Source organism: Gilliamella intestini (assembly GCF_900094935.1).
GTDB lineage: Bacteria > Pseudomonadota > Gammaproteobacteria > Enterobacterales > Orbaceae > Gilliamella > Gilliamella intestini.
Genome location: NZ_FMBA01000008.1, coordinates 30,442 through 47,010, shown reverse-complemented (window position 1 = coordinate 47,010; position 16,569 = coordinate 30,442). Strand labels below are relative to the sequence as shown.

General features: G+C 36.9%; 7 protein-coding genes. 6 read left to right on the top strand and 1 reads right to left on the bottom strand.

All coding sequences use genetic code 11. From position 1 onward, the window contains the following. The first annotated feature begins 267 nt into the window (after nt 1-267). Nucleotides 268-1,242: a 23S rRNA (adenine(1618)-N(6))-methyltransferase RlmF gene (gene rlmF, locus GA0061080_RS03520; protein ID WP_091121133.1), complete on the top strand. Its 975-nt coding sequence runs from the start codon at nt 268-270 to the stop codon at nt 1,240-1,242. Nucleotides 1,243-1,417: 175 nt separating this feature from the next. Further along, a complete protein-coding gene (gene dld, locus GA0061080_RS03515) occupies nt 1,418-3,115 on the top strand; it encodes a D-lactate dehydrogenase (RefSeq protein WP_091121130.1) in 1,698 nt (565 codons plus the stop codon). Nucleotides 3,116-3,234: 119 nt separating this feature from the next. Here the strand turns inward: dld and mutS are convergent, their stop codons facing one another. Further along, on the bottom strand, nt 3,235-5,793 hold the full coding sequence (gene mutS / locus GA0061080_RS03510) for a DNA mismatch repair protein MutS (RefSeq protein WP_091121127.1): 2,559 nt from the start codon (nt 5,791-5,793) through the stop codon (nt 3,235-3,237). A gap of 532 nt (nt 5,794-6,325) precedes the next feature. On the opposite strand from mutS, the gene GA0061080_RS03505 reads away from it, so the two are divergent. Genes GA0061080_RS03505 through GA0061080_RS03490 form a run of 4 tightly spaced genes read left to right on the top strand, consistent with a single transcriptional unit; the run spans nt 6,326 to nt 16,392 of the window. Then, the gene (locus GA0061080_RS03505) at nt 6,326-8,140 is read left to right on the top strand and encodes an AAA family ATPase (RefSeq protein ID WP_091121126.1); all 1,815 of its coding nucleotides are present in this window, start codon (nt 6,326-6,328) and stop codon (nt 8,138-8,140) included. Between the two features lies 1 nt (nt 8,141). Beyond that, complete coding sequence (locus GA0061080_RS03500) at nt 8,142-8,786, top strand: 4Fe-4S single cluster domain-containing protein (protein WP_091121122.1); 645 nt, start codon at nt 8,142-8,144, stop codon at nt 8,784-8,786. A 12-nt stretch (nt 8,787-8,798) separates the two neighbouring features. Then, nucleotides 8,799-15,071, top strand: a complete 6,273-nt coding sequence (locus GA0061080_RS03495; protein WP_209435720.1) for a protein kinase domain-containing protein — start codon at nt 8,799-8,801, stop codon at nt 15,069-15,071. After that, nucleotides 15,058-16,392 carry a hypothetical protein gene (locus GA0061080_RS03490; protein ID WP_091121119.1) on the top strand — a complete coding sequence of 445 codons (1,335 nt, stop codon included), beginning with the start codon at nt 15,058-15,060 and terminating at the stop codon, nt 16,390-16,392. The genes GA0061080_RS03495 and GA0061080_RS03490 overlap by 14 nt, the downstream gene beginning before the upstream one ends. Nucleotides 16,393-16,569 lie beyond the last annotated feature (177 nt).

Here is a 16,569-nt window from a genome sequence, read left to right as displayed (position 1 = left end):
CAGATTAAAGACTTTATGGTGATAATATTTTTATATAAGGAACAATTATAGCAAAGTGTTTAAAAAATTACATTAAAATCAATTAATAAAGAAGAGTAAAATTAATTGTTTATCTGAAATATTTTACAAAATCAATGGTGAGTGTGATGATGACTAAAAATACTGGCCAATTCAACACAATATTGCTATAGCATAGGCAATGGTTTTTTCGCATATTACAGATAAAAGCGTTATAATAGCGTGCTATTTGATTATAGAGAGTTTTTCATGCCGACACCGTCATCCATAAAAAAGTCCCAATTACATTGCCGAAACAAACATCAAGACGGTTATGATTTTGCAAAGCTTATCAATATACTACCCGAGCTATCTCACTATGTAAATCGAAATTCCTATGGTAATTTATCGATCGATTTTGCCGATCCGATGGCGGTTAAAATGTTAAACAAAGCTTTGTTGTTTAGCTATTATCAGATGAGTTATTGGGATATTCCAGACGGTTATTTATGCCCGCCTATTCCTGGTCGAGCGGATTATATTCACTATTTAGCTGACTTATTAGCACAAGACAATCAAAACCATGTCCCAACAGGTAAACAAATTCATGTATTGGATATTGGTGTTGGTGCTAATGTGATTTACCCTATTATTGGTTGTGCCGAATATGGTTGGTCATTTGTCGGGAGTGATATTAATTCAGTTGCGATCAAAGTTGCTTCGTTAATAACACAATCCAATGCGTTATTAAAAGGTGCTTTGCGGTGTCGATTACAAAAAGACAATAAAGCGATTTTTAGGCATATTATTAAGCCTAACGAGTTTTATACCTTAACGCTGTGTAATCCACCTTTTCATGCTTCGGCACAAGACGCGTTGGCAAGTACGCAAAACAAACTGAAGAAGTTAGGCAAGTTAACGTCTTCCACTCAAAAAACTGTGCTTAATTTTGGTGGGCAACATGCCGAACTTTGGTGTCAAGGTGGTGAAAGTACTTTTATTAGTAATATGATTAACGAAAGTACTCAATATAAAACTCAATGCTTGTGGTTTACTTCATTAGTGTCGAAAAAAGAGACCTTGTCGGTAATCAACAAAAAATTAAAACAAGCTAATGTTGTTGAAAGCCATATTGTTCCTATGGCTCAAGGGCAAAAAATCAGCCGATTTGTTGCATGGACTTTCTTTAATCAACATGAACGCCAACAACTTTTATCAAAAAACACCTTAAGAACAGAAGTTTAAAAATTATAACTAAATATTTTTAAATAATTTTTTAATGAAATATTACTTGAGTGCGTTTAGTTCATTTCTATAAATATTTCGATAGCTTATTGTCTTGCTTTTGGTTAAGATGGGTGATTATTTAATCACCACCGTTAACTCACCTAAATCTTCAATAAGCATAGGAAATACCGATATGAATAGTAATCAAACAGCTCAGCTCATTAAGCAGCTACAAGGTATTGTTGGACAAAAATACACGTTAACTAATCCTAACCATACGCTACCTTATCGCCAAGGTATTCGTTTTGGTGAAGGTGATGCATTGGCTGTTGTGTTGCCTGGAACGTTAGTTGAGCAGTGGCTGGTGTTAAAGGCATGTGTTGAAGCGGATGTTATTGTTATTACACAATCTGCAAATACAGGCTTAACAGGGGGCTCAACACCGGATGGTAATGATTATGATCGTCCTATTGTGATTGTCAGTACTCGCCGTTTGGATGGCATTAACGTGATTGAAAACGGCGAGCAAGTTGTTTGTTTGCCGGGTAGTACGTTATTTCGGTTAGAAAAAGAGTTAAAAAAATATCATCGTGGTCCTCACTCAGTTATTGGGTCATCTTGCATTGGTGCATCAGTGATGGGTGGTGTATGTAATAATTCAGGTGGGGCGCTTATTCAGCGTGGCCCGGCTTATACGCAAATGGCGGTGTTTGCACAATTAGATGCGCAAGGTCAGTTGCACTTAGTCAATCATTTAGGTATTGAATTAGGTGATGAACCAGAAACGATTTTGCAAAATCTGCAAAATCATGCTTATAGTGATAAAGACATTAAGCGTGATGCAGGCTTAGGTCATGATCATCATTATTGTGATCATGTTCGTGAAATTGATGCCGATACGCCTGCACGGTTTAATGCCGATCCAGCTCGTCATTATGAAGCTTCTGGCAGTGCAGGGCGTTTGATGGTTTTTGCTGTGCGGCTTGATACATTTCCGTTAGAGAAAAAATCAGCCGTATTTTACATAGGTACAAATGATATCAATGAATTAAATGGTATTCGTCGCCATATTTTAGGCCAATTTAAAACATTGCCTGTGTCGGGTGAATATATACACCGTGTGGCATTTGATATTGCCGCGGTTTATGGTAAACCGTCCTTTTTAGCTATTAAAAAGCTAGGTACGGATATGATGCCACGCATGTTTGTGTTTAAGAACTTTGTTGATCGTGTTACCGCTAAAATTCCATTTTTTCCAAAGAACTTTTCAGATCGGTTTTCTATCTTTGCTTGCAAATTTTTGCCAAATCATTTACCCAAGTCATTGCGTGATTATCGTGATCGTTATGAACATCATCTTATTTTAAAAATGGCCGATGATGGGATTGCAGAAGCCGAGGCTTTTTTAAAAGATTATTTTCAAAATAAAAATGGTAATTACTTTTTATGTGATGAAAAAGAAGCCGAAGCAGCAATGCTACACCGTTTTGCAGCAGCAGGTGCTGCAACAGCTTATCGTAATGTACATAGCAAAACGGTAGAAAACATCGTTGCATTAGATATTGCATTAAAGCGTAATGATACCGATTGGTTTGAAACACTGCCAGAAAGCGTTGATCAAAATTTCGTTTACAAAATGTACTATGGGCACTTTTTTTGTTATGTGTTTCATCAAGATTATATTGCTAAAAAAGGGGTAGATTGCGATAAAGTTAAGGAAGATATTTTAGCATTACTTGATCAGCGTGGTGCGCAATACCCAGCCGAGCACAATGTTGGGCATTTATATCATGCCAATGCGGATTTGAAAAAATTCTATCAAGAACTTGATCCAACAAACAGTCTTAACCCAGGTATAGGTAAAACTTCTAAGAAAAAAAATTGGGTTTAATTCTTTTTTGTTAGCATTAAATTTTAGGGTTATAAACAATAAAAAAACCGCTAGGAATCCATCTAGCAGTTTTTTATTTCAGTATCCTAATGTAATAAATCCACTATCACACTATTTAATTACAGTAATTTTTTTAATTGATATAACATTTCTAACGCTTGTTTTGGCGTTAATGCATCAGGGTCGATCTGTTTTAAGGCTTCTTCAACTTCTGATGGTTCACGATCGTCAATGAAGGAGAGTTGCGATTTGTCGACATGGCTGTTAGCCGATTGTTTTGAGATCACTTCTAACTCTTTTAGTTTTTGTTTAGCACGTTTTAAAATCGGTCTTGGTACACCAGCCAGCCCAGCAACGGCAATCCCAAAACTTTTACTAGCAGCGCCTTCTGAGACTTCGTGAATAAAAGCCACTGTGTTGTCATGTTCAATGGCATCAAAGTGGATGTTATAAACGCCTTGCATATGCTCAGGAAGTTGTGTCAGTTCGAAGTAGTGCGTGGCAAATAGTGTCATTGATTTGATCTCATTGGCAAGATTTTCAGCACAGGCCCAAGCAAGCGAAAGCCCATCATAGGTTGAAGTCCCTCGACCAATTTCGTCCATTAAAACAAGGCTTTGCGCTGTCGCGTTATGCATAATGTTGGCTGTTTCGGTCATTTCTACCATAAAGGTAGAGCGCCCCGAAGCTAAATCATCAGAAGCCCCAATACGGGTAAAAATACGATCAATTGGCCCAATTACTGCTTTCGATGCAGGAACAAAACTACCAATGTAAGCAAGTAAAACAATTAATGCTGCTTGGCGCATGTAAGTGCTCTTTCCGCCCATGTTAGGGCCAGTAATAATTAGCATTCGCCTTGCTGGTGAAAGGTGTAGCGAATTACGAATAAACGGTGTTTGTAGAACTTGTTCAATAACAACATGACGCCCGTCTTGGATTTTAATACCTGCCTGTGTTGATAATGTCGGGCGTTGATAATTAAGCGTTAGTGCTCGCTCAGCAAGGTTAGTTAAAACATCAAGCTCTGCAATTGCCTCGGCACTCGTTTGCATATCAGCCAAGTCTGGCATTAATTGATCAAATAGTTGTTCGTATAGCTGTTTTTCAAGTGCTAATGCTCGGCCTTTTGAGGTAAGTACTTTATCTTCGTACTCTTTGAGTTCAGGGATAATATAACGTTCTACATTTTTCAATGTTTGGCGTCTAGTATAATGAATCGGCGCAAGGTGGCTTTGTCCACGACTAATTTGGATGTAATAACCATGCACTGCATTAAATCCAACTTTTAATGTATCAATGCCGAGTGTTTCACGCTCTCTTATTTCAAGTTGTTCAAGGTAATTGGTTGCGCCATCAGCAAGATTACGCAGTTCGTCTAATTCACTATTGTAGCCTGTTGCAATCACACCACCATCACGAATAATAGCGGGTGGTGTTTCAACAATTGCACTGTTTAATAACGTGGCAATATGATCGAATTGGTTAATTTTGGTTCGTAAAGTTTGTAAATAAGGCGAACTAAATTGTCCTAATAAAAAATGTAATTGTGGCAATAAATTATAGGCATCACGCAAACGCGCAAAATCCCGTGGGCGAGCTGTGTGTAGCGCCAGTCTTGCTAAAACACGTTCAAGATCGCCCATTTGTTTTAATAATGGTAATGCGTCATCAATATGTTGTTGTAATTCAGCAATGGCATCTTGGCGGTTTTGCAAAGTTTCAATATGACGAATTGGCGAATGCAACCAGCGTTTAAGCATTCGACTACCCATTGGAGTTTGTGTTTTATCTAATACCTCGGCAACCGTATTTGATGTACTGCCCGATAAGTTTTCGGTGATTTCTAAGTTGTGACGAGTTGCGGCATCTAATACCACAAAGTCATAAGCTGACTGTTTAATAATTGAACGTATATGAGGTAGAGCTGTGCGTTGGGTATCTTTAACATATTGCAATAAGCAACCAGCGGCACAAAGTGCATATTGGCATGCTTCTACGCCAAAACCGACTAAATCATTCGTACCAAATTGTAAATTGAGTTGTTGTTTTGCTGTTTCTAGATCAAAATCCCATTGTGGGCGACGACGCAAACCATGGCGATGTTCAATTAAAGGCATTGATTCAAAATCTTCAGGATATAACAATTCAACAGGGCTTGTTCGTTGCAGTTCAGCTTGCATTGCTTCAAAGCTATCGCATTCAAAAACATAAAAGCGACCAGAACTCATATCAAGCGTGGCATAGCCATAATGTTTTTTATGTTGCCAAATTGAAGCCAGTAAATTATCTTTGCGATCTTCTAGTAATAATTCGTCACTGACTGTTCCGGGTGTCACAATACGGACAACTTTTCGTTCAACTGGTCCTTTACTTGTCGCAGGATCGCCAATTTGTTCACAAATAGCAACTGATTCGCCAAGTGAAATTAACTTAGCTAAATAACTTTCAACCGCATGATAGGGCACTCCTGCCATAGGAATTGGTTCACCATTTGACGAACCACGTTTAGTAAGTGAAATATCTAAAAGCTGAGATGCTCGTTTAGCATCATCATAAAACATCTCATAAAAATCACCCATACGATAAAACAATAAAATATCAGGGTTTTCAGCTTTAAGTTTTAAATACTGCTGCATCATTGGGGTGTGGTTGGCTAAATTGTTTTTATTAGTCATGGTGGTTTTTCTTTTTTTTATCTCTCAACGTAATAAGTAAATTCATTAGTCTAACAAAGAACCATTAAAATGCATAAATTTGCACTGGTTCTTATTTTTAGTTTAATCATAAATTATGATAAATGTAAGTTGTATAATGTAATCATCTATATAATAATTTTATTATAACTGATTATTGGTTTATTACAGAGGTTATTTGGGCTTAATATAAAATGGATACGCTTGCATTTAATTAAAGAATTGAACTCATTACGAGCACATTATTCTAAATTATATACTTTTTATGTGTTTTTTATATTCAACATATTAAAATCTATTATAATCGTATCGGTTGTTATTGGGCTAATGGTTGGGTATTGCTACAACAATGTGAACAACAATATTACCAAAACAGTAAAATGATAGATATAGGCACTGTCTAGTATTTTGGTCAGGAACAATCAGCTAAAAGAAAAATACGCCAATAAATTATTTTATACCAATGTGCCTTATAATTATGAGTTAATAAGTTTTATTTTTAAGGGAGTCAAGCATGTTTGAAAATCCTCGATGGGTACGAGATTTGTTACGTTTTTTACCACTTAAAAGTCAATTTGTCTTATCCGGTAATATCCGAGATTTACAAGCTTGCGAGATAGTCCCTTCTGTTATTACACCACAATCTTTTGAATTAACTGTTTATCGTTGCTTAAAACAAGTCGGTTATGAGCATGTTGTGATATGGGATCCCTTGTCGGGCTTTCGATGTTTACAAACAGCCGACTTTCCTGCCAATAATACCGATCAATTATTACAAAAGTTAGGTTTAACACCAGAAAATGGCAAAGCCGCAGGTGGTGTTGATTTATTGAGTTCTGTATTAGAACGGCTTGTTAATTTTGTTGGAGATCCCATTGCTTTATTGGTGGATTTTGCTTCTCAATTAAGTGTGCGCACCGATAATTTAACGCCAGCTGAACATCAATTATTTACACGAGCATTGATTTTGTCTCATCAGGCAAAAGTACGTCCTGCAGGGGAAAATCGCCAACCTTTTTTTAATACAGTGCTATGGGTCGTGGAAAAGGAGGGGGATTTACCGGATTGGTTCTTGGTGAATAATCCTAAAGTAAGATCTATTTCTGTCGCTAAACCAGATCATATTGCTCGCCGAGCTTTGGCAGGTGCATTAATTAAGGGAATTTCTCATGCCCAACAATTACCAGATGAGATTTTAACTCAAGCCGAAAAAACATTCGTAAATAGTACAGAAGGTATGCTGTTATTGGATATGAACGCAATTGCTACATTGGCACGAGTAGAAAATATAGGTGTTAACGTAATTGCTGATGCTGTACGGCGTTATAAGGTGGGGGTGACAGAGGATCCTTGGCAAAAAATAGATAGAGAAAAAATACAGCAGGCAGAAACCTTTATTTCGCAGCGCGTAAAAGGGCAAATGCATGCTGTGACACATATGTTAGATATTGTTAAGCGTGCAATTACGGGAATCGGTGTTAACCGTAAGGGGAATCGACCTCGAGGGGTAATGTTTTTAGCTGGGCCTACAGGGGTTGGTAAAACAGAGTTAGCAAAAACTATCACCAGTCTATTATTTAATGATGAGAGTGCATATATCCGATTCGACATGTCTGAGTTTAGCTCAGAGCATTCAGATCAACGTTTAATTGGTGCACCTCCTGGTTATGTGGGGTATGACGTAGGCGGCGAGCTGACTAATGCAATTCGAGAAAAACCTTTTAGTGTTGTGTTATTTGATGAAATTGAGAAAGCGCATCCCCGTATTTTGGATAAATTTTTGCAGATTTTAGATGATGGTGAGTTGACTTCAGGAAGAGGAGATAGAGTTTATTTTTCTGAAGCGCTGATTATTTTTACATCTAACTTAGGCATTTATAAAATGACAGAAACCGGAAAACGAGAGGTGAATGTTAGTGCCGATGATTCTTTTGATGTGGTACAACTAAGAGTAAAAAATGAGATAGATCATTATTTCAAGGTGGTACTAAATCGTCCTGAAATTTTGAACAGGATCGGGGAAAATATTGTGGTATTTGATTTTATCCGCCCAGAAATTGCTGAACAGATTTTTCAACAAATGGTGGCTAATATTTTAAATGATTTTAAGCAAACAGGACTGACATTAACCTTTAGCCCTAATGCCATGCATAGCCTAAAAATGTTAGCTTTAACTGATCTTTCTAATGGTGGGCGAGGTATTCGTAATCAATTAGAAGCACATCTTTTAAATCCACTGGCACGTGAGTTGTTTGCTTTAAATCCTCAAGCTGGGCAGCATGTAACTATTACCTCAGTGCAAGCTAATGCAATAACATTGGAGTTGTAGAATGGTAAAATTAGGTTTATCTCGTATCCATTTTCCGGTGACGACACTAGGACCAGGTAATAGAATAGGTATATGGTTTCAAGGATGTCGTTTAAGGTGTAAAGGTTGTATTTCAGCTGACACATGGGGCACTGCCAAAGAGTTTGTTGATGTTGATGAATTAGTCGATAAACTAACACCTTGGTTAGCACAAGCTGATGGCATTACTATTTCAGGTGGCGAGCCTTTTGATCAAGTGAATGCCTTATCTACCTTACTACAACAGCTTAAACAAAAAACGGCCATTGATATTTTAGTGTATACCGGTTATTCATTAGAGCAAATAACCGAACATTTAATTACGATTAAACCTTATATAGATGCATTGATAACCGATCCCTTTCAATACCAAACAGCACAAACGTTACAACTTAGAGGTAGTGATAATCAACGGCTACACTTTTTCACACCTTTAGGAGAAAAACGGTTTAGATCTTATCAAACCACCGTGAACGAACAAGAAAAAGCACTGGATGTAATGTTTGATGAAGATGGAACGGTTTGGTTGGCAGGCATTCCTAAAAGAAATGACATGCAGCTATTACAAGATATGTTAGCACAACAAGGCCACCGTATAGTATTAACAATCGATAAACCCCGAGATTAAGGAAAAACAATTATGGCAATGATGCGTTTTTGTCCTCATTGTGAAACAGAAAGATCACTTTATGAGATTTTTTGCGAAGGAACTACTGAGACAGGAGTTTGCGGTTGGGATTTGTCGAACGAACCGATTCGTGAATCAGGTTGGCGACCGTTGTCTATTGTTACAGCCGAGGAGTTAACCGAGCAAATAAGCTCATTGCCACATTGTGTTAATGGTCACCCGATGGATGAGGGGGATTTGATGTGCATGGTGTGTGGTGCAGATTTAGCCGAGTTAGATGTTATAGAACAAGAGGTAATATCTGCGACAACTCAAACATTAGAGCCTGCGTTACAAGCAGTGGAAACCACAATTGATAACTGGCGAATATTAAATACATTAAGTACCACAGATGGGACTAGAGAGCGCTATTTAGCCGAGAGAATAGAAGATAAAAAAAGAGCCGTCTTAACACTTTATCATGCTGGTGCCGAGCCTGACGTGGCGATTTATGATGTATTAAAACAACTACCTAAAGAGCACGTTCCTGAAATTATTACCGCAGGTCGTTGGAATGCTCAAGCTTATGTGGTGGCGGAAGAACTAACAGGAGGAAGCTTATCAGACCTTGGCATTGTTATGACAGATCTTGTTAGCATTAAGCATGTTATGGCAGAGTTAGGTCAAGCTTTAAAGGCGTTTACCGAGGTAGGATTAAGACACTGTGATTTAAGACCTGAAACATTGTTAGTAAGAACTAAAGATCCTTTAGATTTGGTGATTACAGGCTTTGGATCTGCTCGTTTATCAGAATTTGATTTAGAGGTTATATCGCCTTTAAAAACAACTCGCTATATGGCACCTGAAGTTATTGCTGGTGGCGTTAGTGTTGCATCGGATTGGTGGAGTCTGGGGATTATTCTATTAGAGCAATTAACCCAAGGGCAATGCTTTGCTGGTGTGAATGATCAAGCTTTTTTAATACAAATATTAACCAATGGAGTAACAATTCCTGATAACTTACCAACACAGTTACAACAATTATTAAAGGGGTTATTGGCTAAAAGTCATCATGAACGTTGGCAATGGCCACAAGTGCAGGCATGGCTACAAGGTCAAATGGTTGCCGTGCCAGAAGCCTTATCAAGCACTCAACACGAATTAGGTTCAACAATTCAGCTAGGAGAGCGACATTATTCCGATATTAAATTATTTGCCTTAGCTGCAGCTGATCCGCTTTATTGGCAAGAAGCATGTGATCACCTTGTAAGAGGTTTAGTCACAACATGGTTAGAAAAGGCTGAGTTTGATGAGCAAATACTAGCTAAAGTAAGAGAAGTTCTACGTCAACTTGATTTAAGCGACGACTTAAAGTTGATGTTAGTACTTAAGATATTAAATCCTGATATGCCATTGGTACTCAAAGGCGATATTATTACACCAAGTTGGCTATTACAGCATCCATTACAAGGGTGTCTATTTATTGAGGGATTTATCCCCCATGTTTTACAAGATTTGGAGATTTGGCTGTGGCGTTTACAAGAAAGAGCAAATACAGTTAGAAGACGAGCTGATAATTTGCAAATTCGCTTGGATGAAGAAACGCTAAAAATTCATCTGCTTTCTACCTCGCGCGCTCAATTAACTGCATTATGGGAGGAGCGATTAGCTATTTTTCCTGACGCCAATAATGTTGGAATTTTATCATTAATTGAGCGAAGAGCAATCAGTGAAGAAGATTTGATTGTATTGCTAAGCGCTCAGATCGGGCAATTCAAATCGATAGATAATGTAACACAAGAAGTTTTAAAATTAAGTGATCAACATTCAGTAGTAACGGTGGATGAGCAAGAATTAAAAGAATTAATGCGCCAACCTAGATTAGCACTTTATCAAATGCTTAATGAGCGTATTGAAGGTTTTGCTTGTATAGGACATGAGCAGCTAGATGCTTGGACTGAGCAATACCGATTAGAAAAAAGAATGCCTTTTCACCAGTTGTTACTGTTATTAAGTGTGCCGGCAGAGCAATGGATAAAACCGCATAAACAGCAATATATTTCACAGATTATTGATTTCTTCCATAAAAAAGTTTCTGCTTCAGTATTGCAAGGACCTTTAGTTCGAATGCATTTAGGGCTGTACATGCCACGAATCGATATTTATTTACTAGGTACAGAGCGTAAGCCAGCAGAAGCATTATTAGATCATCTTGTTGCACGTAATAGCCGTCAAATAAGTATCGATCTGATGGTATTTCAACAAGATCAATATTTAGAGCGTAGATTAAGTAATTTATATAGACAATCTTCTTTGTACAAAAGAGATACCGGCATTGATGATTTGTATATGGGGTTTCCTTTCTTAATTTATCAAGAACCCACAGCATATAGATTACCTCGCATTGCACCATTGCTATTATGGCCGATAAAACTTCATTACGAGCTTGGTGCAAGAAATCATATTGCCTTTTCTTTCGATCATGATCGGGAAGAAATTAGAATTAATCCTGCTTTGGAAGGAATATTAGGTAAGAGCTTATATCAAACATGGAAAAATGCATTAGATGAATTATTAACCCGTTCCGCTTTATCTACACAGGAAATTATTGATGCTCTTAGTATATTGGGGAACCCTTTATCAAGAAAAGTACAAGCCTTACCATTTAAGCAAGAGATAGAGCGAGGAAAGCTATACTTAAGTTGCTCAGCTGTGTTTTTTAATGTTAATTTTATGGGGCAATCGATAGGTGAAGAATTAAATAAACTGAAAAAAATATCTCCTATTGGCACTGCATTAGAAACCGCATTACGATTAAAATCTTACCAAACTTTAGCGGATATTCCTGAAAAAACACCCGAGCTAGAGCGCTATTTTACCGTTGCAAGCGATCCCTCTCAAGAAAATGCAGTACTTCAATCAAGACAATATCCTGGACTATTGATTGAAGGACCTCCAGGCACAGGAAAGAGCCAAACCATTGTCAATATGATAGCTGATGCGATTGGTCGTAATAAAACAATTTTGCTTGTCTGCCAGAAAAAAGCCGCGCTTGAAGTTGTTTATAAAAGACTTGTAGCTGAGGGGCTTAATAATCGCGCAATAATGATCAATGATGTGAATGCTGACCGCAATATAGTGATTAGTAGTATCCGAGAGCAACTTGATAGACTATTTAAGTCACCAGTAGATACTCAATGGGAAGCTAAAAGAGAACAAATTGCAAACCAAATTACTCAGTTAGAACATCAACTCGATAGTTATCATCAAGCTTTGCATCATGTAGATGAACAGACAGGATTAACTTATAGAGAATTAATAGCTGAATTGATCAGTTTAAATAAGCAGCTGAGTACATTTGTAGCACCACAACTTAGATCCGTATTAAGTGCATTAAATAAAGTACAATTAGCCGAGCTAGAAGATGAATGTGCATTACTGATACGTTATTGGCTACCAGCGAATTACGAGCATACGGCATTAAGTGAGTTGCGTGCTTTTTCGCATGAGCCAGCAACCCTCAGTGATTTTAATCATTTCTTTACTGATTTTATGGAAGCGGAACATAATCGTACAGTTGTATTAAACATTAACCAAGCACGATTTGATTTAAATGATCCTACCCCCTATCAACACTGGATAGAAACTGATGGACAGATGTTTTTAGCAATTTCTGACAGTATAAGAATACAACTAAATAAATGGTCTTCGCTTTTTAAAGTCGACGCTGCTAAACAACAAAGTTCATCAGAAGGTTATACACTGATAACAGAGCTAAAGTGGCTTGAAGAACAATTGGCCGTTATTAGTAATGCTTCGTGGTGCGATTTATCGCCTAAGCTATGTTTGTTAGAACAGCAACAGCTCGATAAATTAACAAAGCAAGCTAGCCGCATGATGACACCAACTTCTTGGTATAGCTTTTTAAGTATTACGCGATATTCTGCAAAGAAAAATTTAACACATTTCTTAATGCAGCAAGGTGAAATATGTGATGAAACACGCTTCCCAATGCTTTTTCATGCATTGATTTTAGAGCAACAATATCGCCCTATTCGTAATAAATTACAGTGTATTTTTAAACAATTACAATTACCGATACCTGATAATACAATTGGCATTAAAATGGCTGGACTCATTAATGAAACGATAGTTGCTTTAGAAGAAGTAATGCAACTATTTAACAAAATAATGATCGCCCCGAGAACCGAAGAGGTAGAAGCAGCGTTATTAAATAGCAAACCGGCCTTTGAACAACTTTTAGCTGATTATACAACGGCTTTTAATCGTTACTTTGCTCGAAAAGAAGCACTAGAAAAATTAGCTAGGATTGAACACTATTTAAGCCCTTCGCTTTATCAAAGCTGTAAAACAGCGATAGAAAACAATGTGTCAACGGAACCTAAACTATTAGACATCAAGCAAGCTTTACCTAGCTTGGCTGACTACCAATATTTTAGAAAAAGAGCCGAACAACTTTCAGCCACTTCCTTACAGTTGCTAGCTAAATTGCGTAGTTACCAAGAACCATTGAAACAAATAGCGGTAACCGATTTAGAAAAAGTATTTAGGCAATTGGTCAATGGAGAAGCTTATCAAGCATGGAAAGAAAGAATAGAATTAGCCTATCCAATCTTATTAATTAATGATGAAGAAACACAAAAACGAATTAAATTATTAGCCGCAGCTGACCTTGAAATGCGAGCTTTGAACCGCGTATTACTTGAACAAAATATTCCTATTAAAGAATTAGGATCATTAAGACAGTGGGAAGATATTACAAGGCTAACAGGTGTTAGAGCTAGGCGTTTAAGAGAATTTATAGAACAAGGTGAAAAATTAGGCTTAATGAAACTTAGATCTATCTGGTTGATGAATCCTGATGTGGCAAGTCGTTTATTACCTTTAAAAGCAGGCTTATTTGATACGGTTATTTATGATGAAGCTTCTCAAATGCCGATACAATACGCTATTCCAACCCTTTACCGAGGTAAAGTATTGGTAGTAAGTGGTGATGAAAAACAAATGCCACCTAGTAATTTTTTTGCAAATCAAATAGAAATAGAAGAAGCTGATTTAAATCTGTCTTATGATGAATTAAGCGATGAAGAACAAGAAGAATTACAAACCGGTCAATGGAATTGTAAAGAAATTATGGATTGCCCTGATTTATTGCAATTAGCACGTTCAGTATTACCAAGTACAAGCTTACAAATTCATTATCGTTCTGCTTATCGTGAATTAATTGCTTATTCTAATGCAGCTTTTTACAATAATCAGCTTAATGTGCCAGTACGTCATCCAAAATCGACAATAAAACAAGTTCAACCTATAGAATTTTTACAGGTTAATGGAATTTATCACAATCAAACAAACCTCATTGAGGCAGAACAAGTGGTGGAAAAGGTTGCAGAGATTTGGCAATTACCGAAAGAACAACGTCCTTCACTCGGTGTTGTTACATTTAATAAAAAGCAGGCTGATTTGATTGAAGACTTATTTAATAAAAAAGTCCGAGAAAATGAGATATTTCGAACCCTTTATCTCGAAGAGACTCAGCGTGTAGAGTCGGGTGAAAACATGTCTTTTTTTATTAAAAATGTAGAAAATGTACAAGGTGATGAGAGGGATATTATCATATTTTCTACGACATTTGGTCGAAACAAAGAGGGCGTGTTCCGTCGTAACTTTGGCGTGCTTGGACAATTGGGAGGAGAACGTCGACTCAATGTTGCCATCACACGGGCAAGAAAAAAAGTAATATTACTTTGCTCTATGCCAATTGAAGATATATCAGATATGTTAGCATCACAACATCAACCAATAAGCCCAAGAGATTACTTACAATGTTATCTGGCATATGCTAGAGCCTTGTCGGCTGGAGACTTCGTTACAGCACAAAGCCTTTTAAAAGGTATTATTGCCACTACTGAAACTCAAGCAACAAAATTAATCGAATCTCGACAAGATGCGCTTTTAAATGATGTAGAAATGTTTATACAATCACTAGGAGTGTCTTATACCAAAAATTCAGGAACAGGCGTTTTTGCTTTAGATTTCGCAATAGAAGATCCTAAAACACAACTTTATATAGTGGGCATTGAGTGCGATGCTCCAACACATCCTTTATTGGCTAATGCTAGGGCTAGAGATATTTGGCGTACGGCGGTGCTAAAAAGATCTATTCCTCATATCATTCGTATCACATCGCATGAATGGTATGAACAAAATGAACAAATTAAAGCCAAGCTTAGGCAATTAATAAATGAAACGCTTGCCACAGGAGAAACCCATGAGCGGTCCTAAAGTTGTACACATAGTGACACGAGAAGAAATAATAGCTACTTGCCAAGGAATATTAGCCCAACTTGATCAAGCCATTAACCAATGGCAGCATGCGATGCAAAACTTAGCAATTACCGATGATACGTTTTTGCAAGGCATCATCAACACACGAGAAAAATTTAATAAATTATTGGCTGAAGATAAATTTTCAGATATTCAACGACTAGTACCTATAGAAATTAAACAGCTGCAAGCGAATATTATTGAACGTAAGCAAGTCATAATAACAACATTAGCGAAGCAACGCGAAGAAGCAAGACAAACCAAAGAAAATGCTCAGCTGTTGATAAATGCAATAGCACAAAAAGGGCTGCACCTACCAAAAGCATTACACAATGAACTGACACAAATAATACAAGGAAACTACCAAGGCTCAGCAACAGCTGTACTTAACCAAGTCTTTGGTTATTTAGTACCTGAACAACAAACGAATGTGTTGACGGCAAAACAACAAGCAATCTTAAATAGCATGAATGTAGATAAATCAACACAAACTTATACGGATTGGCTAACTAAACATCAAACCTCACAAAGGGATCCGCGCTTTAACCAAATAGATCATTACTTAAGTGAACTCGCATTAGAAAATAAAAATGTTTATCAATCTTTTATACAACGATTAAACATAGCAGAAACAGAAACAATAAAACAACAACAAAATTTATTACTAGATAGTATTTTATTAGATTTATCAAAAACCGTACAAGAAGCTAAAAAGCGTACCCAATTATTGGCTAAATTAGAACTTATCGTAGCGGAGTTGAAACAAAAATCAGTAGAACCTTTAAAGTTAGATATTCAGCAATTCGATCAATTAACTATAGATGAATTAACAACATTAGTTGAAAATTGCGAGCAGCAACTTATAAAAGTAACCAACACCATAACCGCAACTTACAGGCAGCAAACTTTACTTCAATGCTTATCTAAACTAGGTTACGAAGTAAGGAGTGACATGCAAACTCAATGGATTAAAGACGGGCGATTAGTCATTCGCAATCCTGCCACACCAGGATATGGTATTGAATTTACAGGACAAGCTGAAAACCAACGGGTGCAAGTTAGAGCGGTCAGATTTACTCAACAAGAAGATCGACAACGAGATAAAGATATAGAAACACTATGGTGTAGCGATTTTGCTAAATTACAAGCATGGCTTGCTAAGCAAGGAGATTCATTAATACTAGAAAAATCACTCCCTATTGGACAAGTTGCTATAAAACAAGTTGAAGCAGAACAAAATAGTACAATAATAAAAGAAAACGTAAAAAAATATTTTTAGTAAATAAAATATATTATCTGTAGGAATTCCTTACGTTGTTTACAGTAATTTAAGAAACACCGTAATAAATATCCTTAAAAAACAAAATTAACGCCTTACCACAGACAGGTGATAGGGCGCTGATATCATAAAGAAAAATTATTATCACCAATTTAGCTAAACACTTTATAGTCAGTG

What these genes read in the sequence shown, in the direction of transcription:
- rlmF (WP_091121133.1), top strand. Translation starts at nt 268, where the DNA reads ATGCCGACACCGTCATCCATAAAAAAGTCCCAATTACATTGCCGAAAC.
- dld (WP_091121130.1), top strand. Translation starts at nt 1,418, where the DNA reads ATGAATAGTAATCAAACAGCTCAGCTCATTAAGCAGCTACAAGGTATT.
- mutS (WP_091121127.1), bottom strand. Translation starts at nt 5,793, where the DNA reads ATGACTAATAAAAACAATTTAGCCAACCACACCCCAATGATGCAGCAG.
- GA0061080_RS03505 (WP_091121126.1), top strand. Translation starts at nt 6,326, where the DNA reads ATGTTTGAAAATCCTCGATGGGTACGAGATTTGTTACGTTTTTTACCA.
- GA0061080_RS03500 (WP_091121122.1), top strand. Translation starts at nt 8,142, where the DNA reads ATGGTAAAATTAGGTTTATCTCGTATCCATTTTCCGGTGACGACACTA.
- GA0061080_RS03495 (WP_209435720.1), top strand. Translation starts at nt 8,799, where the DNA reads ATGGCAATGATGCGTTTTTGTCCTCATTGTGAAACAGAAAGATCACTT.
- GA0061080_RS03490 (WP_091121119.1), top strand. Translation starts at nt 15,058, where the DNA reads ATGAGCGGTCCTAAAGTTGTACACATAGTGACACGAGAAGAAATAATA.